The sequence below is a fragment of the Pseudomonas sp. PWP3-1b2 genome (genome assembly GCF_049896045.1).
Lineage (GTDB): Bacteria > Pseudomonadota > Gammaproteobacteria > Pseudomonadales > Pseudomonadaceae > Aquipseudomonas > Aquipseudomonas antarctica_B.
Genome location: NZ_JAFCTN010000001.1, coordinates 91,638 through 116,892, shown reverse-complemented (window position 1 = coordinate 116,892; position 25,255 = coordinate 91,638). Strand labels below are relative to the sequence as shown.

Genomic DNA, 25,255 nt, shown 5'->3' with positions numbered 1-25,255 from the left:
CCCACCTTAAGATCGCGATACCACAGACTCCGCAAAAAAATGTGGGAGCGGGCTTGCCCGCGAAGACGCAACATCAGCCACCAAACCCCGCGACTGACACCCCACCCTCACACACAACCCCGCCCCCACCGTTCAAACCCAACCAAACCCTCAAACAGACTTCTTGTAACGCCGAATCCGAATATCCGCCTGCTCCTTGTGCCCCGCAAACCCCTCCATCCCACACAACCGCGAGCAATACTCACCCACCAGCACCGACGCCTCATCTGTCAGCACACGCTGATACGTGCACGTCTTGATAAACTTGCCCACCCACAACCCACCGGTATACCGCGCCGTGCCCGTGGTAGGCAGCGTGTGGTTGGTACCAATGACCTTGTCGCCATACGACACGTTAGTGCGCTCCCCCAGAAACAGCGCACCGTAGTTAGTCATGTGCTCAAGGAAATACAGCGGCTCACGGGTCATCACCTGCACATGCTCGGAAGCAATCCGGTCCGCTTCCTGCACCAACTCTTCAACCGTGTCGCAAAGAATGATTTCGCCGTAGTCACGCCACGCCACCGAGGCGACAGGCGCGGTAGACAAAATCGCCAACTGACGCTCGATTTCCGCCGGCAGCGTTTGCGCCAGGGCCGCGCTATTGGTCAGGAACACCGCCGGCGAATTCACACCGTGCTCGGCCTGGCCCAGCAAATCGGCAGCGATGATTTCAACGTCGCTGCTGTCATCGGCGATCACCAGCGTCTCCGTCGGCCCGGCTATCAGGTCGATACCAATCTTGCCGAACAACTGGCGCTTCGCTTCCGCCACATACGCATTCCCCGGACCGACAATCATATCCACCGGCTTGAACGTATCGGTGCCCAAGGCAAATGCGGCAATCGCCTGCACACCGCCCAGGCAATAGATCTCATCGGCACCCGCCAGGTACATGGCCGTGACGATCGCCGGATGCGGCTTGCCATCGAACGGCGGCGCGGCGGCCACCACGCGTTTAACCCCGGCGACCTTGGCCGTCAGTACGCTCATGTGCGCCGAGGCCAGCAACGGGTATTTGCCACCCGGAATGTAGCAAGCCACCGAGTTCACCGGAATATTGCGGTGGCCAAGGATCACCCCCGGCAAGGTTTCGACTTCCACATCATGCATTGATGCCTTTTGCACCTCGGCAAACCGGCGCACCTGGGCCTGGGCGAAGGTGATATCGCCCAGCTCCTGCTCGGACAGGCTGGCCACGCAGGCCGCGATTTGCGCATCGGTCAGCCGAAAAGACAGCGGCGACCAGTGATCAAACCGGCTTGAATACTCACGCACAGCGGCATCACCGTTGCGCGCGACGTTGGCGATGATTTGCTCAACCGTCTCGCGGACTTGGGCGGCGATCTCGGCCTGGGCTTCTACCGGTTTACTTGTTTTCAGATAACGAATCATCAATGGACTCCAGGTGGTTCTAGAGGGCACGCGACATGCCCCAGCATTCACCGCCATCTTTTCCTACCCCCCAGCCCCGGACAATTTCGCAGGCGGCTTATAGGTGACGCACCCTGACGCAGCTCAGACGCACCGCTGCAGCACTCGCCCGGGCAACTGACGTTATTCGTATAACCAATTTATATAACCCCAAAAAATCGCCTAAGAAACCGCTCAGCAACCATTGACTTGGTTCGGCGGAGTGTTAGCTTAAAAAGACGGTTATACGTATAACCTAATAATCACACCCAACCTGAAGAGGTGAACAACCGTGAGTCGAGTCTTGTATCTGTTCGGTGGCTGGCCCGGCCATTACCCCTACGAAATCGCGGCCTGGGCGCGCACGGTTTTCCAGGAGCTGGCGTTCGACGTCGAAGAGTCCACCGACATCTTCACGCTGGACAGGGACTTGACCGGCTATGACTTGATCGTGATCGGCTGGAACAACGCCGTCACCACCGAAACCCTCACCGCCTCCCAGGAAAACCGCTTGCTCGAAGCCATCGAAAGCGGCACCGGCCTCGTCGGTTGGCACGGTGCGGGCGCTGCGTTTCGCGCCAGCCTCAAGTACCACTGGGTATTGGGCGGCTCCTTTTTGGAACACCCGATGGGCGAAGGTTTCCCGCACCCGTATCAGGTCAACTTTATCGACCGCGACCACGAGGTGACACAAGGCGTCGAGGATTTCGAGGTGCGCTCCGAGCAGTACTACATGCAGGTCGACCCGAACATTCATGTGCTGGCGCAAACCACCTTTGACGGCAACCCGTTCCCCTGGCTCAACGGCCACCGCAGCCCGGTAGCCTGGGTACGCCAGTGGGGCCAGGGCCGGGTGTTCTATCACTCGATCGGCCACGACACCAGCAACCTCGCCGACCCGAATATCCGGCGCCTGACCAAGCAAGGCCTGAACTGGGCCACGCGCGGGCGTGCACAGCCTTCCGTTTCTTCAACCCAAGGAGTCCTGTCATGACCAAATTGACTGGCAGCCAGATCGTCGCGCAAACCCTGAAAAATTATGGCGTGGAGTACGTCGCCGGTATTCCTGGCCACGGTATCTGGACACTCACCGACGCCTTCCTTGAGGAAGACTCGAAGCTCAAGTTCATCCAGGTATTCCACGAACAAAGTGCGGTGCACCTTGCCGACGGCTACTACCGGGTCAGCGGCAAACCAATGGCGGCGGTCACGTCCATCGGCGCAGGTGCCGCCAACACGGTGATCGGCATGGCCACCGCGTTCACCGACTCCACCAGCCTGATGCTGATCACCGGCGGGCCGCCCACCCACATGCGTGGCCACGGTTTGCTGCAAGAGCTGGAGCGTTACACCGACAACGACTTCCCGAAAATCGCCGAAGCAGTGACCAAGCGTCACTGGGTCGCCACGCGCGTGGAAGAACTGCCGTTCATGATGCACCGCGCCTGGAGCGCCATGGTCACCGGCCGCCCTGGCCCTGTGCACCTGGAAATCCCCATGGATGTGCAAGCCGAAGCGGCTGAAGTGACCCTGCATGCCCTGGAAGAACGTACGCCAATCGGCAAATCCTTCCCGGACCCAGCGGCTACGGCACGGGCCGTGGAAGAGTTGAAACTGAGCACGCGCCCGGTATTGGTGATTGGCGGCGGTGTGATCACTGGTGAAGCCAGCGCGCAGATTCTGGCCCTGGCCGAAGCCTGGAAAATCCCGGTGGTGACCACCTGGAACGGCAAAAGCGGCTTCCCCGAAGACCACCCGTTGTTCGCCGGCAGCGTCGGCCAGACCGGCACCTTGTGCGGCAACAAGGTCGCGTCCACTGCAGACGTGATCATCGCTGTGGGTTGCCGTTTTACCGATTGGTCGTCGTCCAGCTATGCCAAGGGCGTGACCTTTGCGATTCCGCCGTCCAAGCTGATCCACATCGACATCGACCCCCACGAAATCGGCAAGAACTACCCGGTGACCGTGGGCATCTGCGCCGACGCCAGGCACGCGCTGGCCGCAATCGTCGAAGGCCTCAAAGGTCAAACCGTTGACCGCGACGCTTACCTCAGCGACCTGCGCGGTTATCAGGAGGAATGGGAAACCAAACTCGCTGGCCGTCGTGACTCAGAGCGCTTTCCGTTCACCTCGCAACGCCCACTGGGCGCACTGCGCAAGATCTTCCCGCGCGACACCATCGTGGTGGTCGGCTCGGGCAACACTCAGGGCGCGGTCAAGCAGACGTTCCCGGTGTACACCCCGCGCACACACCTCACTTCCGGCGGTTTTTCGTCGATGGGTTGGGCGGTGCCGGCGGCCATCGGCGCCAAGCTCGCCGCGCCGAACCAACCGGTGGTGTGCATCCTCGGTGACGGCGACTTCCTGATGACTTCCCAGGAAATCGCGATCTGCGTGACCAACAATATTCCGGTGGTGTTCCTGATCCAGAACAACGCGGGCTACATGTCGATTCGCGGTGGTCAGCGCAAGCAGACCAGTCGCCATATCGGCACCGAGTTCAACCACCCGGACGGCACGCCATACAGCCCGGATTTCAAGGCGGTGGGCGAAGCCTTCGGCCTCAAATCCTACCGCGTCGAGCGTCCCGAAGACCTCGAACCCATCCTGCAGGAAGCCCTGGACTTGAACGTGCCGGTGCTGATCGAAGTGCCCACCGACCGCGACGCTGCAGGCCCGTGGGTGCCGGGCTGGTGGGACTTCCCGATCCCGGAATACATTACCGACGAGCGCCAGGATGAATACTGGCAAATCCGTAATTCCGAACAGCACCTGTAAGCGCTGGAGCAGCTCAACATGAGTGATGCATTGATTTCGCATCATGCAGAGCTGAAACCACAACCGAGGGCGCCCCGCGCCCTCGACGTGGTGACACCTGATGCAGATGGCACTGTCAATTGCGACGTGGTGATTATCGGCTCGGGCATGGGCGGTTCAACATTCGCCCACGCCCTGCGCGACAGCGGGCTGGATATCGTCATCGTCGAACGCGGCGACTTCCTGCCGCGAGAAATCCAGAATTGGAGCGCTGAAGCGGTGTTCGGCAAAGGCCGTTACCGCAACGCCGAACCGTGGCTGGACCACCACAACCAGGCATTTTCCCCCGGCGTGTTTTATTACGTCGGCGGCAACACCAAATTCTACGGCGCCATGCTGCCCCGGTTTCGCGAGGCGGACTTCGGTGAAATTCGGCATGCCGAAGGCGTCTCCCCGGCGTGGCCGATCAGCTACGCCGAGTTCGAGCCGTGGTACGCCGAAGCCGAAAAACTCTACCGCGTGCATGGCCAGGCCGGCGTTGATCCCAGTGAGCCCTGGCGTTCCGGCCCCTATCCGCAACCGGCGCTGGCGCATGATCCTGCGCTGGTGTCGCTGGCGCACAGCCTGCGGTTGTCGGGCCTCACACCGTTCGTGATGCCGGCTGCGGTCGACTACGGCGACGGCGGCGCTTGCGTACTGTGCTCAACCTGCGATGGCTACCCGTGCCTGGTGGACGCCAAGGCCGACGCCGAAGTCTCGGCGCTGCGCCCGGCCCTGCTCGGCGGTGTGCGCCTGCTGACCCGCACCACCGTCCAACGCCTGGTCAGCGATGGCCGCCGTGTCACCGAGGCCCACGGCCAACTGGACGGTCGCGACATTACCCTGCGTGCCAGACGCTTCGTATTGGCCTGCGGCGCGGTGAACAGTGCTGCGCTGTTGTTCAAGTCAGCCACCCCGCAGCACCCGGACGGACTGGGCAACAGCTCAGGGCAACTGGGCCGCAATTACATGGTGCACAACAGCACCTTCATGCTGGCCGTGGACCCACGGCGCAAGAACCCGGTGACCTTCCAGAAAACCCTGGCCATCAACGACTGGTACGGCAGCGGCCCGCAGAACCCGTTTCCCCTGGGCAATGTGCAGATGCTCGGGAAAATCCGCGAACCGATGATCAGCGCGATGCGTCCCTGGCTGCCACGGTTTGTCTCGCGCTACCTCACCGACCACAGCGTCGACCTGTACCTCACGTCCGAAGACTTGCCGATGGCGCAAAACCGCGTCACGTATGACAAGGCTCGCGGGGCGATCAAGGTGCAGTGGACGCCCAATAACCTCAAGGCCCACGAAGACCTGGTCAACAACACCCGAACAGTGCTGCGCAAAGCCGGCTACCCGCTGATCCTCAAGGCGCGCATGGGTATCGCCACCAACTCCCACCAATGCGGCACCGCCGTGATGGGCACCGACCCGGCCAGCAGCGTGCTGGACATCCACTGCAAGCTGCATGACCTGGACAATGTGTGGGTGGTGGACAGCTCGTTTTTCCCCTCATCGGCGGCGGTTAACCCGGCGCTGACCATCGCCGCCAACGCCTTGCGTGTAGCGGCACACTTCAAAAACGGTGAATAAAAAAGGCGGCGATGTGAGGTTCACATTGCCGCCTGTTCGTCAGGGTTGGTTACACCTCAGTCGGCGTGAGGGCCTGGGTTGAGGTGCGCACCACCAGCTTGGTGGCGAAGATTTTCTGCTCGGGCGCCAACGGCGCGTCAACCGGCGCGTTGAGTTGGTCGGTCAACAGCCGCGCGGCGTAAACACCCTTCTCGACCATTGGCTGGGCGATGGTGGTCAGGCCCAGTTGAACCGCCTCCGGAATGTCGTCAAAGCCAATCACCGACAGCGTCTGCGGCACAGTCCGATTGAGCGCACGGGCGGTTTTCATGCAGGCGATAGCCATCACGTCCGAGCAGGCAACCACGGCAGTGACGTCATTGGATGTCAGCAAGGTGAAGGCCGCTGTTTGCCCGGAAGTCGAGTCCAGGCCGCCCGCCTCGATCACGCACAAATCCTCAAACGACAGGCCGGCGGCATTGGCCGCTTCCACATAGCCGGTCAGGCGCTCGCGCACAATGCGCTCACTGGCGCTCTTGAAGCGCTGCCGGTCGATGGGGCCGCGATAACCGTCCGGGTTGAGGCGGTCGATGATCACGCCGATCTTGCGGTGGCCCAGATCGAGCAGATGCTGCACCTGCGCACGCGCAGCGGCGCGGTCGTCGATCCCGACAAAAAACGCGTTCTCCACCAGCGGCGAGTCGATCACCACAAACGGCAGGTTCTGCTTGACCACCGCCAACACGGCCGGGTGGTCATCGGGCAAGGTCGAGATGATCAGGCCATCCACCAGGCCACGCAGGGCCAGGCTGCTGTGGCTGGCGGCCTGGGCGCGACCGACCAGGCGGTTGTTGTTGAGCGGGAACAGGGTGAGCGCGACATTTTCCAGCTCGCCCACTTCACTGATGCCGCGCAACATCGCGATGGTGCAAGGGTCGGCAAACGCCAGTGACAGCTTGTCCATCATCATCAGCCCGATCGCACCGATCTTGCCCGAACGCAGGCTGCGCCCCAGCACATTCGGGCCGGGGTAACCCAGCGAAGCGGCCACCTCAAGGATGTGCTCACGCTGGGCCGGGGACAGTTTGGAGGGACGGTTGTAGGCGTAAGACACCGCCGGCTGGGACACCCCCGCCGCCAGTGCGACGTCTTTCATTGATACGGCTGCCATCGCGTGTTTCCCGATCTCTTTAAACACCTCAGACGAGGTCTGTGAAAAAACAATGCACTCAGTGTACCTGTTGCGGTGAAACCTTCGGAACCAGCCGTGTGGCACTGAGCATGATCGCGATCATCAACGACGCCACGGCGAGCAGCGCCCAGGATAAATTCGTCGCATGGGCAAACAGCCCGATCACCGCAGGGCCCATCAGAATGCCGAGGTAACCCAGGCTCGTCGCGGCAGCTATCGCCAGCTCTCCCGGCATCGTGCGTTGCGCGCCAGCCAGCGACAGGTACACCGGGGCAATGTTGGCCAGGCCGATGCCGATGACCGCAAACCCCACAAGGTTCACCCGCCAGTTGGGCGCGAGCACCACCACCACAAAGCCGCACATCACAATAAGCCCGCCACCGATCAGGACTGTCCGCGCACCGAGCTTTTGCAGGATACGGTCACCACTCAAGCGTCCCAGCGCCATCATGACGGCAAACGCGGCATAACCCAGGCCCGCTATCGAATGTTCGACGCCGCGCACTTCCGTCAGGAACACCGCGCTCCAGTCCAGAATCGCGCCTTCTGCCAGAAAGGCAAACAGACACAGCACCCCCAGCACCAGGACCTTGCCTGTGGGCCGCACAAAAATCGGGCTGCCTTCTTCGCCACTGCGCCCCAGCATCTGCCGACCGTAAGTCAGCACAAAAGCGACCAATGCGGCCATCACCGCGCCGCTCGCCACCAAGGGCGTGGCGCCAGACCAGAGCAAGGCAGTGATCCCGCCGGCACTGACAATCGTGCCCAGGCTGAACAGGCCGTGAAAGCCGGACATCAGCGAGCGCCGTGTCGCCCGCTCGACCATCACGCCCTGCACGTTCATGGTCACATCCACCGCGCCACACCCGGCGCCGAACACGGTCAGGGCCAGCATCAAACCGACGAACGACTGCGTGCTGCACAGCACCGGCAAGGTCAGCAGCACCAGGGCAATGCCCACGTGCATGGTAAAGCGGCAACCCTTGCGCGCATTCAAGATGCCCGCCAGCGGCATCATCACCAGTGAACCCAGCCCCAGACACAGCAGCAACAGGCCCAACGCACCGTCCTCCACGCCGACGCGGCTGCGGGCATACGGCACCAGCGGCGCCCAGGCGCCCATGCACAGGCCGGACATCAGGAAGGTCAACCGGTAGGCGACCATATCCGGGGTGCTGCTGGGCAGTTGCAAGGCTTGAGACGACACGGCAATCCTCTGTGCTGGCTTAATTGAAGTTATACGTATAACTCAAAATATTCAGCCGCGCCAAACTGTTGTTTTGCTCGCGCTGACAGCTCATCGGCCGGCAGTGTTATTTTTCAGGAGTTATACGTATAACTCCAGGCTTCGGCCCGCTGCTGATGCGCGGGCAGCCTTGACGCAGCCGTTGTCTCCAGGCAACAGGCTGGCAATCAACTCATCGCCCCCCGGCTCGAAGGAATAAAAGCGCGTGCCATGCGTCGTACTCCACGCCGGCATACTGGGGATTAACATTGAATATTTTTTAACTAAGTAAACAATAATTTAAGTTCATATCATGCTCTGTCAGCTGGATGACTTATTTATCAGGATTATTAGATCTGAATATCCACTGAATAGGATCAGCGTCTGCGCAGATATACTTGACGCCACTTCCAACAACACTCTATTGTCATACAATCCGTTACATTGTTTCACTTGAACTCAGGGAAAACGGGCGCTTCAGCCCAGCCATCAAGGATCACGCATCAATAGTCAGTGCGCGCTCGCCCTGACTGTTTATTCGCGCGCACACAACTTAAAAGTATTCACCGTTAGTGCAGCATCGCTTTCGATGTCAAAGCCTGAACTCTTTTAACGAAGGTAATTCCTTATGTCCAAAGCAACGATTACGCGAACAGCCGATGTGGTACTGATCGGTGCCGGCATCATGAGTGCGACCGTTGGCACCCTGCTCAAGGAGTTGGAGCCCGGCCTTGAAATCGCGATGTATGAGTCCTTGCACGATTGCGCCCAGGAAAGCTCCGATGGCTGGAACAACGCCGGCACTGGCCACGCGGCCAATTGCGAGCTGAACTACACGCCGCTCAAGCCTGACGGCAGCGTGGACATCAGCAATGCCCTGGAAGTGAATGTGCAGTTCGATATCTCGCGCCAGTTGTGGACGTACCTGGTGCGCAAAGGCGCGATTGCCGACCCTGCGGCGTTCATTCATGCCTGCCCGCACATGAGCTTTGTGACCGGCGAAGACAACCGCGACTTCCTGCGCAAACGCTTTGAAGCCATGTCGGCCCACCACTGCTACCACGGCATGGAGTACAGCGAAGACCCGCACGTCATCGCCGGCTGGGCGCCCTTGGTCATGGAGGGCCGCGACCCCAAGGAAATCGTCACCGCCACGCGCATGGCTACCGGTTCGGATGTGGATTACGGCGCCCTCACCCACCTGTTGGTGGCAGAGCTGGCGAAACAGTCGAATTTCAGCGTGCAGTATGGGCATCAGGTCGTCGACTTGAGCCGCAGTGACGACGGCCAGTGGCGGGTGAAAGTGAAAGACCTCGCCACCGGCAACACGCAAATCACTCAGTCCAGATTCGTGTTTATCGGGGCCGGTGGCGCCTCCATCGAGCTGTTGCAGAAATCCGGCATTCCCGAGGGTCATGGCTACGCGGGCTTCCCCGTCAGCGGCATCTGGCTGCGGTGTGATGTGGCCGAGGTCGCGGCGTGTCATCAGGCCAAGGTGTATGGCAAGGCCCCCCACGGTTCGCCGCCCATGTCGGTGCCGCACCTGGACACGCGCATCATTGGCGGCAAACGTTCGATGCTGTTCGGCCCGTACGCCGGGTTCTCCAGCAAATTCCTCAAGTCCGGTTCCTACCTGGACCTGTTCAAGTCCATCCGCCCCGCCAACCTCGCGCCGATGCTGGACGTGGCCGTGCACAGCTGGGACCTGGAAAAATACTTGATCAGCCAGGTCACCCAGACCGCCGATGAACGCTTCGCCTCGCTCAAAGAGTTCTTCCCGAATGCCACCCAGGCCGATTGGACAGAAGCCGTGGCCGGCCAGCGCGTGCAAATCATCAAGCCGACTGGCCATGGCGGCGGCGAACTGGTGTTCGGCACCGAGCTGATTGCCGCGCAGGACAACTCCATCGTGGCCTTGCTCGGCGCGTCACCTGGCGCCTCCACTGCCGCGCACATCTCGCTGCAAGTGCTGCAAAAATGCTTTGCCGACAAACTCACGCCGGAGGCCTGGCTGCCACGTTTGCAGGCAATCATTCCGACTTATGGCATTGACCTGAAAACCGACGGCGATGCCTGCCGCGCCTCCCGCGCCGATACCGCGCAGGTGCTGGGTTTGCAAAATGTCTGAGGTGTCACTCGAACGCGTGGCCCATATGACGGCGCGCATCGGGCGAATACTGCTGACCTACGGCGCCGACACCCAGCACACCCAACGCATCCTCGCGCAGCTGGCACGTGCCCTGGGCCACCCGGTGCAGGTGATGGGCACGGCCGAGGCGCTGCTGGTGACGGTGGGCTGCGAGGCGCATTTCCAGACCACGGTGGGCCATGCACTGAGCGGGACAACGGTGGACATGGGCACGCTGATGGCGCTGCAACAGGTCGTCGACGGCATTTGCCTGGGTACGCTGAAGGCCCAGGCGATCGATGCACAACTGGACGCCGTGGAACACGCGCCACCGCAGCACTCCCCGATGGTCATGACCCTGGGCATGGCCATCACGGCTGCCTCGCTGGCACGCCTGTTCGGTGCGCAGTGGTCCGTGGTGGTGGCGGCGTTTGTGGCGGGCGTGCTCAGCGTTGTGCTGCGGCGCCTGATGGGCCGGTATTCGCTGAACAGCGTGGCGACGGTATTTATGACCGCGTGCCTCAGTGGCCTGGGCAGCATCCTGGTGCTGCGGGCGTGCCCGGGTGTTTCGCCGGCCCTGTGCCTCACGGCCGCCGGCATGATTCTGGTGCCCGGTGTGCCGTTGATCAACGGCGTGCGCGACCTGGTCAGCGGGCACCCCGGCAGTGGCCTTGCACGCATTGCGACCGGTGCGCTGACCGTGTTGGTGATCAGCTTTGCGCTGTTTATCGCGGGCGCCGCTGCGGGAGACCGCCTGCCGGTGGGCAGCGGGCCGGGCTCACTGCCGCTGGGCCAGGACGTGCTGTTTGCCGCCACCGCCGCCTTGGGTTACGCGGTGTTTTTCAATGTGCCCTGGCGTGTGCTGTGGGTGTGCGTGCTCTGCGGCATGGCGGCTCACGGCGTTCGCACGCTGGCTCAGCAATACGGGCTGGACCTGGCCTGTGCGTCGCTGCTCGGTGCGTTCGCCGCCGGCCTGGTGGCGGTAATCGCTGCAGCACGTTTTCGAGTGCCACCGGTGGCATTTGCCTTTCCCGGCATCGTCGCGCTGATCCCCGGTTCCTATGGGTTTCGCGCCGGTATCGGCGCGTTGCAGTTGATGTCCCTCGGCGCTGATTCACCGGCGGTGTTGATCGCACAAACCACGTCGCTGGCCATCACCACGGCGATCGTCAGCGCCGCCATCGCCGTGGGTGTGTTACTCGCGCTGGCAGTGAGACCTGAACGCCATTTATCTGAGCATTTATTGAAGGGGTAAGTTATGACGGACATTCCCATCGGCCTTGATGCCACCGGCAAACGTAACGAGTTCGACAGCATGGGCAGCGTTGAAGTCCCTGCCGACAAATACTGGGGCGCGCAAACCCAGCGCTCGCTGCAGCACTTTTGCATCGGTGATGACCGCATGCCCAAAGCCGTGTATCACGCGTACGGCGTGGTCAAAAAAGCCTGCGCGCTGGTCAACGCCGCCGCCGGGCGCCTGCCGCAATGGAAAGCCGACGCCATTGTGCAAGCCGCCGACGAAGCCATCGCCGCAAAGCTCGACGAGCATTTCCCGCTGTACGTGTGGCAAACCGGCTCGGGCACTCAGTCGAACATGAACGTCAATGAAGTGCTGTCCAACCGTGCGATCCAGTTGCTCGGCGGCACACTCGGCAGCCAGCAGCCGGTTGGACCCAACGACGACGTAAACATGGGCCAGTCCTCCAACGACAGCTTTCCCACCGCCATGCACATCGCCGCCGTGAACCTGATCGATGAGCGCCTGGTGCCGGAGCTGAGCCGGCTGGCCGACACTATCGAGAAAAAGGCCGCGGGCTGGATGGACGTGATCAAGGTCGGTCGCACCCACCTGCAGGACGCCACGCCGCTGTCGGTGGGCCAGGAATGGAGCGGCTGGGCCGCACAAATTCGCCGTTGCAGCGCCGAAATTGAACACAGCCGTGAAGGCCTCTATGAACTTGCGCTGGGCGGCACCGCCGTGGGCACCGGGTTGAATGCGCCCAGCGGTTTTTCGGCCACTGTCGCGGCGAAAATTGCCGAAATCACCGGCAAACCCTTTGTCACGGCGCCAAACAAATTCATGGCCCAAGGCTCGCTCGACGCCATGGTGCGCGCCAGTGCGGCCTTGCGCGGCGCGGCGGTGGCACTGATGAAAATCGCCAACGATATGCGCTGGCTCGCCTCCGGCCCGCGCTGCGGCTTTGGCGAACTGCAACTGCCAGCCAATGAACCCGGCTCGTCGATCATGCCCGGCAAGGTCAACCCGACCCAATGCGAAGCGATGGTGATGATTTCGATCCAGGTGATTGGCAACGACACCGCGATTGCCTTCGCCGGCAGCCAGGGCAACTTCGAGCTGAATGCAATGCGCCCGATCATCATCAATAACTTCCTGCACTCGGCGACCATCCTCGCGGACGGCTGCGAGAAATTCCGCACGTATTCAGTGGAAGGCACAGAGATTGATCGCGAGAAAATCCAGGGTTACCTGGACAACAACCTGATGCTGGTGACGGCGCTGTCGCCGGTAATTGGCTACCAGAACGCGGCGCACATTGCCGAAGACGCCCAGGCGACGGGCTCGACCCTGAAGGCGGCGGCGCTGAAATCCGGCAAGGTCAGCGAGCAGGATTACGCGCGCATCATCGTGCCGGGCGACATGGTCGGTGAAGGGGTTGCGGGCGCTTGATGGCGTGAAAAACCTGTGCCGGGCGCCGGCACAGGTCAAGCGCGATCAGTAGTTCGCGCTGGGGTTGCCTACGTCCACATAACCGTTTTTCGGCGCGATAATCACGTCCAGTGGCGGCGGCGTGACGCCGAAACCATTGAGCTGCTCCGTCAGCCCCTTGTACCAGTCCTCCTGCTGCTTTTTGCGCGCGTTGTCGGCCTTGATGTCGGCAATGATCGCGTAGATCAGCCCGCCCACCGCCGCAATCCCGCCCACGGCGCCGGCCAACGCACCGGCCGCACCGCCAATCACACCCGCCGCCTCGGCCACACCGGCTGCGACGGTGGTAATGCGCGGCACCACGTAAGTGGCGACTTCCACGGCACCGGCCACAGCGGACAAGCCATTCAAGCCCGCAAACGTTCCCTGAAAGCCCGCTGCGACCTTGTCACCACTCTGCGCCGAGTTCTTTGCAGAAATCGCCCCGGTGACCAAGCCCAGCACGTTACCCGCAACACCGCCGAGGCTCTTGCCGACGTTCTCCACATCCTTCACAAATTTTGGTGCATCGAACTTGTAAGTGCCTTGTTTGGTGCGGTCGAACTGGTCCTGGACGAACTTGGCGCCACCTTCCATGAACAAGCCGGCCGCCTGAAACGACTGGCCCACGGTCTGTGCCGTACTGCCGCCCTTGCCGCTGGCGATCCGCGTACCAATGGCGCCCGCCAGCAGCACGCCGGACACGCCGTGCATCACCCCGGCCTTGTACGCCGCACTCACCCCGGATGGCAGCTTGCCGCCCCACGTGCTTTGCACCTTCTTGATCGCGTCGTCGAACTTGGCGCCGCCGCGCATGGCGTCTTCCACCGCGCGAATGCCGCTGATGATATCGGCGGTCTTTGGCGGTGCTTCTCCGGGGGCTGTAAAGGCGGCGATGTTGTCGTTGATGACTTGCTCAAGGCGCGGGTCGTTGGCGCCGGTGACGCCCAGGCCACGGTAGAAATCGTCGATGGACTGGCCCTTGAGCAAGTCTTCGCGGCCCAGCTTGGCGGCGGCGTCATTGAAACTTGAACTGCCCGCTTGCACGGTTTGGTCGTCCAGCACAGCGTCGAAAACCGCTTTGTTGACCCCGGACTGAATCACCGCCTTGTCCGCCGGCACGCCGCTGGCGATCAGGTCGTTCATTTGCTTGCCGGAGGTGATGTTTTGGTACTCGGCCTTGACCTTGTCCTTGATGTCTTGCGGGGCGTTTTCCAGGGCTTTCTTGTAGTCCGGCTGCTTGCCAAGCGCCTGGGCGTAAAAGTCGGGGTATTTGATAAAGCTCGACAGCGCGTCCGTGGTGCTCGCGCCCTTGACCGCAAACGCGCTTTCCAGGGCGTCGGTGCTGGAGGACGCTGCCAGGCGGCGTTCCATCTCGGCTTTCAGTGACGGGTCGGCGGCGACCATTTTCTGCAGTTGCTCGGTGCCCTGGGTGTTGAGGAACTGCTGGACGTCCGGGTCCTTGCTCAGCTTGTCGATGCGGCTTTGCACGTCGTTGATGAAATCTTCACGTTGCTGGCCCGGCGACTTGCCGTCACCCGACCACTCGTTGGCGCCGTCTGGCCCCTGATGGGCGAACGCGTCAGCACCCGCCTTGTAGTTGGCCAGCCCGGTGGACAGCTGGATGATCGCGGCGGTTTTATCCGCGCCGCTGGCGCTGCTGTTGCCGCTGACGAAATAGTCGGCGCCAACCTTGGAGGCGTCGCCGCCAGCGGCCTTCACGGCGTCTTCGGTGGCCTTGGCGTTGAGGTCCTTGATCTGGTCGTCGGCGCTGTTGCCGTCCAAGCCCTTGAGGTTGTCGTAGCCGTACTTACCAAAATCCTGCAGGCGCCCCGCTTCCGTGCCGTGGCGCGCTTCGCCACTTTTGGTGAAGCCGTCGATGCGGCCATTGCCCACATCGCCACCGTCAATGTGCTTGCCGGTTTCGTCGTAGTTTTCCACGTAATTGAGCACCTGGGCTGCGCGCCAGGCGGCGTCCGGGTCGTGCTCAAAGTCGCCGACGCGCTCGCGCAGCGCGTCTTTTACGCCACTCTGGTTGCCGAGGTTTTTCAACAACGGGTTGTCGTCGATGATCTGTTGCGCGCTGCGCGTGTCGCCCACCGGGCGGCCTTCGCCGGGCAAAGGCAGGTGATTGGACGGGGCATCGCCTTTGGGTGGGGTCTTGGGTTTGCTGACCGGCAAATCGCCTTTGAGGGTGTCCCAGCCGTACTTGCCGAAATCCTGCAGGCGCCCGGCTTCGGTACCGTGGCGTGCGTCGCCGCCTTTGGTGAAACCGTCGATCTTGCCGTTGCCGGCGTCGTTGAGCTCAGCCCGCTTAAGCGGAGTTTTACCGTTTTCGTCGAGCTTTTCGATGTGTTCCAGCACCCGGCTCGCGCGGTAGGCAGCGTCCGGGTCATGCTCGAAATCGCCCACGCGTTCACGCAGCTTGTCTTTGACGCCACTCTGGTTACCCAGGTTTTTCAACAGCGGGTTGTCATCAATGATCTGCTGCGCGGTGCGAAAGTCGCCTTGAGGCCGCTTTGTATCCGGCCCGAGACGGTTGTCACCGGCCTGATTGTCCACCGCCCTGGAAACCGCTGTATTCCAGTTAGGGTTGGTGCCCGCTTTGGGCGTGCTGTCGACCGGTTTCACCTGCATAACCTTTCTCCTGTTTGGGCATGGGAGAAGGATTATTGGACGGCAAGTGCAACAGTCTTGTTACACGCTAACAATTGACATCCGTAGAGTCACACTGCCACTACTGGACAGCAGCGCCACGGATAAACTTTTAGTTAACTTAGTTTAACTTTTTTTAAAAAATCCGCCGCAGAGCCTGCGGCGGCAAACCAAAGGTTTTTGTCGAAGCAGAGCGGCTAAGACCCTGTCAACGCTACACCGGGGGCCGATTAAAAGACGTGAAGTTTAATTAATCGAGTTTAATTAATTTCACGGCTGCAGGCCGCGCAAACTGTGCTTAGAATCAGCCACGGCAAACACGCCGACTACAATAAAAACGGCAACGCCTCACTTCAAAACCCTGCCCAAAAAACCGATGCATTATCCAAATAAAGTGCGGTGTTTCTGTGCGCGCGTTAATTATTCCGGGGAAGTAAAAACATGATTAAACAGTGGAGCCTGTTAACACTGGCGGTGTGCGCCGGTATCAGCCAAGTCGCCCTCGCCGACGCCGTCACCGACCAGGCGGATTCCAAGGGTTTTATTGAAGGCAGCAGTGTCACCGGGTTGTTGCGTAATTACTATTTTGACCGGGACCGGCAGAGCGGCAAGGCCGACAACCGTGACTGGACCCAGGGCGCCATGCTCAACTACGCCTCGGGCTTCACCCAGGGCACCATCGGTTTTGGCGTGGATGCCTACGCTTACGGCGCGATGAAGCTGGACGCTACCCACGAAGACAACAACACCGGCAACCTGCCGACCGACCGCAACGGCGACCCCAAAGATGGCTACGGCTCCGTCGGCGCTGCGGTGAAGATCAAGGTCTCCAAGACACAACTGAAATTCGGTGACATGCAGCCCACTGCCCCGGTGTTCGCCACCGGTGGCACGCGTATTTTGCCGCAGACCGCCACCGGTTTTGACCTGACCAGCAGCGAAATCGCCGGGCTGGACCTGGAGGCCGGGCACTTCACCAGCACCAACAGCGGCATGACCAGCAACCATGACCACGATATCTACGCGACCTACGCCAATGTGGCGGCCAACAGCGCGAGTTTCGTCGGCGGCAAGTACACCTTTACGCCGTCCCTGAGTGCAACGGTGTATGCCGGCGAACTGGAAGACATCTGGCGCCAGTACTACACCAACCTCAACTACGTCATCCCGATGGGCCATGACCAGTCGCTGGCACTGGACGGCAACCTGTACCGCACCCTCGACACCGGCAGCGCCAAGGCCGGTGCGATCAACAACACCACCTACTCGGTGGCGGCGGCCTACTCGTTCCTGGCCGCTCACACCCTGACGCTGTCGTTCCAGAAAGTGCACGGCGACACGCCGTTCGACTACATCGGCACCGGCAACAACGGCGCGGGTGAAGGCGGCGATTCGGTGCTGCTGGCCAACTCGATCCAGTGGGGCGACTTCAACGGCCCGGGCGAACAGTCCTGGGGCGTGCGCTATGACCTGAACATGGCGAGCTACGGCGTGCCGGGCTTGAGCTTCATGACCCGCTACGTCAATGGCTCGGACATCAACGGCACCCACACCCCGGCCAACAGCGCGTATGTCGGCGACTATGGCGCCGATGGCGACCACCACGAGACCGACGTGGAGGCCAAATATGTGCTGCAAAGCGGCCCGGCGAAGAACCTTTCGTTCCGTGTGCGTGACGCCATGATTTCATCGAACGCCGATCAGGGCGATGGCAAACTCAATGAGCTGCGATTGATCGTCGACTACCCGTTCACCCTGCTGTGACCGGCAGTTTGCCCCTGCTGTGATTTTCGCGGACCATGGGCGCCTTTCTGTTCCTGTAAACAAGAGGCGCCCATGGCCAACCACGACCTGTCCTTCACCCCCGATCCGGATGCCGACTCGATCTCCTCCGACGTCATCGGCTTCAACGGTATTCTGGTCTCTACCCAAATCCCGACGCGCGCCGACGGCAGCCTGGAACTGGGCGACATCACCCTGCAAAGCGAATGCACCCTGCAGGCGCTGAAAGTCGCACTGGAAAAAGCCGGCAGTTCGATGGACCGTGTGATGCACCTGACCATCTACCTCACCGACATGGCCGATCGCGCCGCGTTCAACGACGTCTACAAGCGCTTTTTCGCCAAGCCATGGCCGGTGCGTGCAGCCGTGGGTGTGGCCGCATTGGCCGTGGAAGGCATGCGCGTGGAAGTCACCGCGATGGCTGCCAAGGCCTGAGTTTTCATCACCACTGCCGATCAACTGTGGGAGCTGGCTTGCCTGCGATTGCCTCACCGCAAGGTTGCTGAACGACCGCGCCGCCCGCATCGCAGGCAAGCCAGCTCCCACATTGAATCGGCGCTGCCTTGCCGCATTGCGCCCCACAGCCCTGCGGTAGATGCCGGTCAGGCATTTCACAGCTACAATGCGCGCCTCAACCGTGACAAGCCTGACTAAAAAAACTATGTCCTTGCCCAAGCACCACCTGGAATTGCTCAGCCCGGCCCGTGATGTTGCCATCGCGCGCGAGGCTATCTTGCATGGCGCCGACGCCATCTACATCGGCGGCCCAAGCTTTGGCGCCCGTCATAACGCCTGTAACGAGGTGAGCGATATCGCTCAATTGGTGGAATTCGCGCGCCGTTACCACGCCCGGGTGTTCACCACCATCAACACCATCCTGCATGACAACGAGCTGGAACCGGCGCGCAAGCTGATCCATCAGCTGTACGACGCCGGCGTTGACGCATTGATCGTGCAAGACCTGGGCGTGATGGAGCTGGATATTCCGCCCATCGAGCTGCACGCCAGTACCCAGACCGACATTCGCACCCTGGGCCGCGCAAAATTTCTCGACCAGGCCGGTTTCTCGCAGTTGGTATTGGCCCGCGAGCTGAACCTGCAGGAAATCCGCGCGATTGCCGATGAAACCGAGGCCGCCGTCGAGTTCTTCATCCACGGCGCGCTGTGCGTGGCGTTTTCCGGGCAGTGCAATATCTCCCACGCGCAAAATGGCCGCAGCGCCAACCGTGGCGACTGCTCCCAGGCGTGCCGCCTGCCGTACACGTTGAAAGATGACCAGGGCCGCGTCGTGGCCTTTGAAAAGCACCTGCTGTCGATGAAAGACAACAACCAGAGCGCCAACTTGCGTGCGCTGGTTGAAGCCGGCGTGCGTTCGTTCAAGATCGAAGGTCGCTACAAGGACATGGGCTATGTGAAAAACATCACCGCCTATTACCGCCAGCGCCTCGACGAAATCCTCGAAGACCGCCCGGACCTGGCCCGCGCTTCCAGCGGCCGTACCGCGCATTTCTTCCTGCCGGACCCGGAAAAAACCTTTCACCGGGGCAGCACCGACTACTTTGTCAGCGACCGCAAGATCGACATCGGCGCCTTTGACACTCCGACCTTTACCGGCCTGCCGGTAGGCGTGGTGGAAAAAGCCGGCAAGCGCGACCTGCAAGTGGTGACCCACGAGCCGCTGTCCAATGGCGACGGCCTCAATGTGTTGGTCAAACGCGAAGTCGTCGGCTTCCGCGCCAACATTGCCGAGCCTAAAGGCGAGTTCGAGGAAGACGGCGAGAAGCGCTACCGCTACCGCGTCGAGCCCAACGAAATGCCGGCCGGCCTGCATCAATTGCGCCCCAACCATCCGTTGAACCGCAACCTGGACCATAACTGGCAACAGGCCTTGCAGAAGACCTCTGCCGAGCGCCGTATTGGCCTGTCCTGGGCGGTACGCCTGCGTGAAGAAGGCCTGGACGTGACCGCGACCAGCGAAGAAGGCATCAGCGCCAGCGTCACCCTGCCCGGCCCGTTCGGCGTGGCCAACAAGCCCGAACAAGCGCTGGACACCCTGCGCGACCTGCTCGGCCAACTCGGTACCACCGAGTACCACGCCACCGGCATCGCACTGGATGCACCGCAAGCGTTCTTCATCCCCAACTCGCAGCTCAAGGCCTTGCGCCGCGAAGTGATCGAAGCGCTGACCGCCGCCCGCGTCGCCGCTCACCCCCGTGGTGGGCGTAAAGCCGAAACCTCACCGCCGCCCGTTTACCCGGAAGCGCACTTGTCGTTCCTGGCCAACGTCTACAACCAGAAAGCGCGTGACTTCTACCACCGTCACGGCGTGAAGCTGATCGATGCGGCCTTCGAAGCCCACGAAGAAACCGGCGAAGTGCCCGTGATGATCACCAAGCACTGCCTGCGTTTCTCGTTCAACCTGTGCCCGAAACAGGCCAAGGGCGTGACCGGCGTGAAAACCAAAGTGGCGCCGATGCAGTTGATCCACGGCGATGAAGTCCTGACCCTGAAGTTCGACTGCAAGCCTTGCGAAATGCACGTGGTCGGCAAGATCAAGGGGCATATCCTCGGGCTGCCGCAGCCGGGCAGCGCTGTGGAGCATTTCAACCCGGAAAATATTATCTTCCAGGGCACGCACTAACCCGCCGGGAGCGGGGCCACCACCAGCCCCGCTGCAACCCGGCCGCCGCCAGCAGAATCGCCGCCACCCCCAGCCATTGCAGCCAGCCCAGGCGATGGCCGAAGGCAAACCAGTCGACGAAGATGGCGGCGATGGGGTAGATAAACGACAGCGCGCCGGTGATGGCCGTTGGCAACTTCTGGATCGCGCCATACAGCAACACGTACATCAAACCGGTGTGCACCACCCCCAGCGTGACCAGCGCCGCCCAGGCATTCGTCGAGGCAGTCAGGCTGTTCCAGGGCACCAGCGGCGCCAGCAACAGCGCGCCAGTGGTCACCTGGATCAATGCCATCAAATGCGGCGGTACATCCTTCAAGCGCTTGATGATCAGCGCGGCAATCGCGTACAAAAACGCTGCGCCCAGGGCCAGCGCGATACCCGCCAGGTAATTTTCGCCACTGCTATGCGCCTGACTGTGGGCGGTAACAATCGCCAACATGCCCAGGAACGCGACGCTCAACCAGGCCATTTTCTGCACGGTGATCCGTTCACCCAGGAACACCGCCGCCAGCAACACCAACATGAACGGCTGCACGTTGTACACCGCCGTGCTGATAGCAATCGAGGCATGGGAATAGGATTCGAACAGCAACAGCCAGTTGCCGACAATGGCCACGCCGCTGAGCATGGCCAGGCCGAACCTGGCCCAGGTCAACAGGTCCAGCCGCAGGTAACCCAGCACCGCGCACACCAGCAGCAGCGTCAGCCCGCCAATTACGCAACGCCAGAACACCACTTCGATCACCGACACACCCGACACCAGCACAAACCAGCCAATGGTGCCCGAGATCAGCATGGCGGCGATCATTTCCCACGACCCGCGACGGATAGATGTGTCCACGTTTTATGCTCCTCAAGTGAGGCCCAATTATGGCAATCTGCACACAGCCGGCTCCAGCGACAAAAAAAGGCAAAACCCGGCAAATACCTTTTCTTATTAGGCATACAGCATGATTGACACTATCGACAGGCAACTCATCGCCGCCCTGATGGACGACTCGCGCTTGTCGCTCAAGGCGTTGGCAGGCATTACCGGGCTGTCCTCGCCCAGCGTCGGCGAACGCCTGCGCCGCCTTGAAGAGCGCGGCGTGTTGACCCACTACACCGTCGACATCGACCCCAGGCACTTCGGCTACCTGCTGCAAGCCATCGTGCGCATTCGGCCATTGCCCGGCAAATTGCAGGAAGTGGAACGCCAGATCCAGGCGATCCCGCAGTTTACCGAGTGCGACAAGGTCACCGGCGAGGACTGCTTCATCGCGCGTTTGCATGTGCGCACCATGGAACAGCTGGACACCCTGCTCGACCGCCTCAATGCCTACGCCGAAACCAACACCGCCATCGTCAAGAAAACCCCGGTAAAGCGCCGGTTGCCGCCGTTGGCGGATGAGTGATCCGCCGCTCACCGTGGCGAGCGGGTTTGTTGTGGCAAGTGGGCGCCTGTTGTGGCAAGTGGGCTTGTTGTGGCGAGCGGGCTTGCCCCGCGTTGGGCTGCGCAGCAGCCCCAAAATAGTCACCGCGTTTTTCCAGATATATTTCATCGTCAGGTTTGGGGCCGCTGCGCAGCCCAACGCGGGGCAAGCCCGCTCGCCACAACAAGCCCGCTTGCCAGCGCCTCAGTCATGCAGCCCTGCGGCAGCCGCCAACAACCCCCGAAACTTGCGATACCGCGCTTGCAACACTGGCTGTTGCGTCACATCCGGCCAGTACCGAGCCTTGACCGGCAGCCCCGCTTGCAGCAACTCCGCGCCCTGCCCGATCGATACAAACCCCAGCTTCGCCGCGCCAATGCACGCGCTCAATTCACTGCCGTGCAGCGTGAAAATCTCCCGTTGCAGGACATTCGCCAGCAACTGCGCCCAGTATTCACTGCGCGCTCCGCCGCCAACCAGGGCGCAAGCCCCTACGTCGGCGCCCGCCGATTGCACTGCGTGCAGGGCGTCGAGCAGGCCGAAACCCACGCCTTCCATCACCGCATACCCGAGCATCGCCGGTGTGCAGTCGTGGCCGAGGCTCATAAAGCCGCCGCGCAACAAGGGATCGTTGTGCGGCGTGCGTTCACCGGCGAGGTACGGCAGAAACAACGGCGTGTCCAGCGGCACGGGTTGGGTGATTGGCAGCTGCGCCTGCACCTGGTCCAACAATGTCTGTTCATCCGCCGTGCCGGTGAGCCGTGTCACCCAGCGCAAACAACTGGCGCCGGCAAGCATGGCGCCCATGGTGTACCAGCGGTCTGGCAATGCATGGCAAAAACTGTGCACGGCGCTGGCCGGGTTGCCGGCGGCGCGATCGGTAATCGCCACAATCGCAGCGCTGGTGCCAAGGGTGATAAAACCGTCACCGGCGTTGATCGCGCCGATGCCCACGGCGGCCACCGGGTTATCGCCACCACCGCCCGCGATGACCACCTCAGGCGACAAACCCAACCCGGTGGCGGTTAACAGGCCACTGGCCGCGCCGCCTTCTACCAGCCTCGGCATCTGCGCAGGCGTCAGCCCCGTGGCACGCAGCATCGGCGTAAACCACTCGCGCCGCGCCACATCCAGCCACAGCGTGCCGGCAGCGTCCGACATCTCGCTGATGCGCTCGCCACTCAAGCGCAGCCGCAGGTAATCCTTGGGCGACAGCACGCAATCAATCGCCTTGAACACGTCAGGCTCATGCGCTTGCAGCCACAGCAGTTTCGGCGCGGTCAGGCCCGCCATGGGCAGGCTGCCGGTGACATCGGCAAAGCCTGATCCAAGCCATTCGGCTTCGGCGACCGCGCGGGAGTCATCCCACAAAATCGCCGGGTACAACACACGATTATCGGCGCCCAGCAGCACCGCGCCGTGCATCTGGCCGGACAGACCAATGCACGCCACCCGGCCAAAAGCCTCATGGGCGCGCAACACGTCCAGCGCCTGCAAACAGGCTTGCCACCAGTCTTCGGGGGTTTGTTCGGACCAGCCGCTCTGGCGCCGCGAGACGTTCAAGCGCACACCGGCGTGAGCCAATACGGCACCGCGGGCATCCATCAGGATCGTCTTGAGTTCAGAAGTGCCGAGGTCAATGCCAAGGGATACGGGGCTGTTCATACGCAAGTCTTCCAATCAGATACAGCCACATGAGTTACGCAGTTGCAGGTTCGGCGCCAGGCGCACGCTCTGGGTCGGCGCGTCTGGCGTTGCCATGCGCTGCAACAACATCTGCACCGCGCGAGCGCCCAGCGCCTTGACCGGCTGGGCGATCAGGGTCAGGCGCGGCACGAAAAAATCCGCCCAGTCAAAATCATCAAAGCCGACCAGGCACATCTGCCCTGGCACCTCAATGTGTGCATCACGCAGGGCATGCATGGCGCCTAACGTCATCAGGTTATTGCCCGCCATGATCGCCGTGGGCGGCAACGGCAACGCCAACAGCTGTGCGGTTGCAACGCGCGCCGGCTGGCTGTTGGAGCCGCCGTTGACCAGCAACTGCGCGTCGAATGCCAGGCCTGCCGCCTGCAGCGCGGTGCGATAACCGGCCACGCGTTCATCGGTAGTGCCCAGCCCCGCACGCCCGGCGATAAAACCGATGCGTCGGTGCCCGTGTTCAATCAAATGCGCGACCAGCGCCTGGGTGGACTGGGTATTCTCCACGCCGACCTGATCAAACCGCTCGCTCGTCATGCGGTCCACCAGCACCGTCGGCATCTCGTTGGCCTGCAAATACTCCAGGGCCAATGAGCCGGTGGACGGCGCCAGTAAAATCCCGTCAACGCGCCGGTGATGCAGCGCTGTAACCACCCGCAGCTCCTGCTCCGGGTCGTCGTGGGTGTCCACAAACAGCATCATGTAGCCGTGCTTGGCGCATTCGGTTTCGATGGCATGCACGGTTTCGCTGAAGTAATGGTTGGACAGCGCCGAAATCGCCACGCCAATCGTGCTGGTGCTGGAACGGGCCAGCGAGCGCGCCAGGGTGTTGGGGATGTAACCCAGTTCCTGAATCGCGCGCTGAACCGCCTGCACCGTGGCCGGGCTGACTTTGCGGGTGCCGTTCAGCACGTGCGACACCGTTGAGGTCGAGACCCCCGCCCGGATTGCCACGTCCTCAGTGGTGACCACAGCGCTGCTCCCTTTTTCAGTGACTCAACGTTTACTCGACCAGCCGCTGTAGCTGCCGACGTTGTCACGGGTGATCAGTTTTGGCGCAAGCAGGGTCACCGCTTCGGCCGGGGCTTTGTCATTGAGAATGTCATTGCCCACGTTCACGGCCGTTTGCGCCATGGCCCACGGGTCCTGGCTGGCGGAGGCCTGAATCTGCGTGTCGGTCTTCAGCGCATTCTCGATGTCGGGCGCGCCGTCCACCGAGGTAATGATGATGCCGCTGCGTTTAAGCTGCTTGGCCGCCAGGTCGCTGCCGATGGCTTGCGGGTCGTTGATCGCAAACAGGCCGTCGATTTTCGGGAAGCGTGTGAGGTAGCCCTGCATCACGTTCAAGCCGCCTTCGCGCGAGCCTTTGCCGTCTTGATCATCGGACAGCACCTTGATGTCCGGCGCACCGGCCAGTGCCGCCTTGCAGCCTTTTACGCGGTCGGTGACGGCGGTGACTTGCGGGCCGTTCTGGATGATTACGTTGCCTTTGCCCGAGAGCTTGTCCACCAGGAACTGGCAGGCCAGTTTGCCGGCTTCGACGTTGTCGGTTTGCACCGTGGCGTTCACGCCTTTGGCGTCTACATCCACAGCAACGACGACGATACCGGCGTCGCGGGCTTTCTTGATCGCCGAGGCCATGGCCGAAGGGTCGACCGCGTTGATCAGGATCAGGTCGACCTTGGACGAGATGAAGTTATCGATCTGCGAGAACTGCTTGCTCAGGTCATAGTCCGCCGACACCGAGGTGACTTTGACGTTGGGGTTCAGCTCCTTGGCGCGGGCCGTGGCGCCGTCGGCCAGGGTCACGAAGTACGGGTTGCCGAGCGAGCCCATGCTGATACCCAGGGCTTTCAATTCACGGGCTTCGACCGCCTGGGACATCAGGGCAGCCAGGGCGATAACGGGAAAGAGGCGTTTGACGTTCATGCGGGTCTCTCTTGTGATTGTTGT

At 61.7% G+C, this 25,255-nt stretch carries 18 protein-coding genes; 10 read left to right on the top strand and 8 right to left on the bottom strand.

The window, feature by feature from the left end; translation table 11 throughout:
* Nucleotides 1-150: 150 nt before the first annotated feature.
* Nucleotides 151-1,434: a histidinol dehydrogenase gene (gene hisD, locus ACP7A2_RS00475; protein ID WP_426132625.1), complete on the bottom strand. Its 1,284-nt coding sequence runs from the start codon at nucleotides 1,432-1,434 to the stop codon at nucleotides 151-153.
* 310 nt (nucleotides 1,435-1,744) lie between these two features.
* On the opposite strand from hisD, the gene ACP7A2_RS00470 reads away from it, so the two are divergent.
* The 3 genes from ACP7A2_RS00470 to ACP7A2_RS00460 are packed head-to-tail and all read left to right on the top strand — an operon-like array spanning nucleotide 1,745 to nucleotide 5,838.
* On the top strand, nucleotides 1,745-2,446 hold the full coding sequence (locus tag ACP7A2_RS00470) for a ThuA domain-containing protein (protein ID WP_426132624.1): 702 nt from the start codon (nucleotides 1,745-1,747) through the stop codon (nucleotides 2,444-2,446).
* Nucleotides 2,443-4,230, top strand: coding sequence for a thiamine pyrophosphate-binding protein (locus ACP7A2_RS00465; RefSeq protein ID WP_426132623.1), 1,788 nt, complete (start codon nucleotides 2,443-2,445; stop codon nucleotides 4,228-4,230). The genes ACP7A2_RS00470 and ACP7A2_RS00465 overlap by 4 nt, the downstream gene beginning before the upstream one ends.
* A gap of 18 nt (nucleotides 4,231-4,248) precedes the next feature.
* Nucleotides 4,249-5,838 carry a GMC oxidoreductase gene (locus ACP7A2_RS00460; protein WP_426132622.1) on the top strand — a complete coding sequence of 530 codons (1,590 nt, stop codon included), beginning with the start codon at nucleotides 4,249-4,251 and terminating at the stop codon, nucleotides 5,836-5,838.
* A gap of 49 nt (nucleotides 5,839-5,887) precedes the next feature.
* On the opposite strand, the gene ACP7A2_RS00455 is transcribed toward ACP7A2_RS00460, so the two are convergent.
* A complete protein-coding gene (locus ACP7A2_RS00455) occupies nucleotides 5,888-6,988 on the bottom strand; it encodes a LacI family DNA-binding transcriptional regulator (protein WP_426132621.1) in 1,101 nt (366 codons plus the stop codon).
* Nucleotides 6,989-7,046: 58 nt separating this feature from the next.
* Complete coding sequence (locus ACP7A2_RS00450) at nucleotides 7,047-8,216, bottom strand: MFS transporter (protein ID WP_426132620.1); 1,170 nt, start codon at nucleotides 8,214-8,216, stop codon at nucleotides 7,047-7,049.
* 646 nt (nucleotides 8,217-8,862) lie between these two features.
* On the opposite strand from ACP7A2_RS00450, the gene mqo reads away from it, so the two are divergent.
* The 3 genes from mqo to fumC are packed head-to-tail and all read left to right on the top strand — an operon-like array spanning nucleotide 8,863 to nucleotide 13,051.
* Nucleotides 8,863-10,362 carry a malate dehydrogenase (quinone) gene (gene mqo, locus ACP7A2_RS00445; RefSeq protein WP_426132619.1) on the top strand — a complete coding sequence of 500 codons (1,500 nt, stop codon included), beginning with the start codon at nucleotides 8,863-8,865 and terminating at the stop codon, nucleotides 10,360-10,362.
* Nucleotides 10,355-11,617: a threonine/serine ThrE exporter family protein gene (locus tag ACP7A2_RS00440; RefSeq protein WP_426132618.1), complete on the top strand. Its 1,263-nt coding sequence runs from the start codon at nucleotides 10,355-10,357 to the stop codon at nucleotides 11,615-11,617. The genes mqo and ACP7A2_RS00440 overlap by 8 nt, the downstream gene beginning before the upstream one ends.
* Nucleotides 11,618-11,620: 3 nt before the next feature.
* Nucleotides 11,621-13,051, top strand: a complete 1,431-nt coding sequence (gene fumC, locus ACP7A2_RS00435; protein ID WP_426132617.1) for a class II fumarate hydratase — start codon at nucleotides 11,621-11,623, stop codon at nucleotides 13,049-13,051.
* 45 nt (nucleotides 13,052-13,096) lie between these two features.
* Here the strand turns inward: fumC and ACP7A2_RS00430 are convergent, their stop codons facing one another.
* Nucleotides 13,097-15,706, bottom strand: a complete 2,610-nt coding sequence (locus ACP7A2_RS00430; RefSeq protein WP_426132616.1) for a hypothetical protein — start codon at nucleotides 15,704-15,706, stop codon at nucleotides 13,097-13,099.
* Nucleotides 15,707-16,165: 459 nt separating this feature from the next.
* On the opposite strand from ACP7A2_RS00430, the gene ACP7A2_RS00425 reads away from it, so the two are divergent.
* The 3 genes from ACP7A2_RS00425 (at nucleotide 16,166) to ACP7A2_RS00415 (ending at nucleotide 20,147) form a co-directional block, all read left to right on the top strand.
* A complete protein-coding gene (locus tag ACP7A2_RS00425; RefSeq protein ID WP_348059695.1) occupies nucleotides 16,166-17,488 on the top strand; it encodes an OprD family porin in 1,323 nt (440 codons plus the stop codon).
* 72 nt (nucleotides 17,489-17,560) lie between these two features.
* Nucleotides 17,561-17,941 (top strand): RidA family protein, encoded by a 381-nt coding sequence (locus tag ACP7A2_RS00420; RefSeq protein ID WP_375064349.1) that lies wholly within the window; start codon nucleotides 17,561-17,563, stop codon nucleotides 17,939-17,941.
* Nucleotides 17,942-18,167: 226 nt separating this feature from the next.
* Nucleotides 18,168-20,147, top strand: a complete 1,980-nt coding sequence (locus tag ACP7A2_RS00415) for a peptidase U32 family protein (RefSeq protein WP_426132615.1) — start codon at nucleotides 18,168-18,170, stop codon at nucleotides 20,145-20,147.
* Here ACP7A2_RS00415 and ACP7A2_RS00410 read toward each other — a convergent pair.
* Entirely contained in the window at nucleotides 20,125-21,030 is a 906-nt protein-coding gene (locus ACP7A2_RS00410) for a DMT family transporter (RefSeq protein WP_426132614.1), read from the bottom strand. The genes ACP7A2_RS00415 and ACP7A2_RS00410 overlap by 23 nt on opposite strands.
* A 109-nt stretch (nucleotides 21,031-21,139) precedes the next feature.
* Between ACP7A2_RS00410 and ACP7A2_RS00405 the strand changes: the two genes are divergently transcribed.
* Nucleotides 21,140-21,583: an Lrp/AsnC family transcriptional regulator gene (locus ACP7A2_RS00405; RefSeq protein ID WP_348059703.1), complete on the top strand. Its 444-nt coding sequence runs from the start codon at nucleotides 21,140-21,142 to the stop codon at nucleotides 21,581-21,583.
* 222 nt (nucleotides 21,584-21,805) lie between these two features.
* Here ACP7A2_RS00405 and xylB read toward each other — a convergent pair whose 3' ends face one another.
* The 3 genes from xylB to ACP7A2_RS00390 are packed head-to-tail and all read right to left on the bottom strand — an operon-like array spanning nucleotide 21,806 to nucleotide 25,231.
* The gene (gene xylB / locus ACP7A2_RS00400; RefSeq protein ID WP_426132613.1) at nucleotides 21,806-23,266 is read right to left on the bottom strand and encodes a xylulokinase; all 1,461 of its coding nucleotides are present in this window, start codon (nucleotides 23,264-23,266) and stop codon (nucleotides 21,806-21,808) included.
* Nucleotides 23,267-23,281: 15 nt separating this feature from the next.
* Complete coding sequence (locus tag ACP7A2_RS00395) at nucleotides 23,282-24,274, bottom strand: LacI family DNA-binding transcriptional regulator (RefSeq protein WP_426132612.1); 993 nt, start codon at nucleotides 24,272-24,274, stop codon at nucleotides 23,282-23,284.
* A 24-nt stretch (nucleotides 24,275-24,298) separates the two neighbouring features.
* A complete protein-coding gene (locus ACP7A2_RS00390; RefSeq protein WP_426132611.1) occupies nucleotides 24,299-25,231 on the bottom strand; it encodes an ABC transporter substrate-binding protein in 933 nt (310 codons plus the stop codon).
* Nucleotides 25,232-25,255 lie beyond the last annotated feature (24 nt).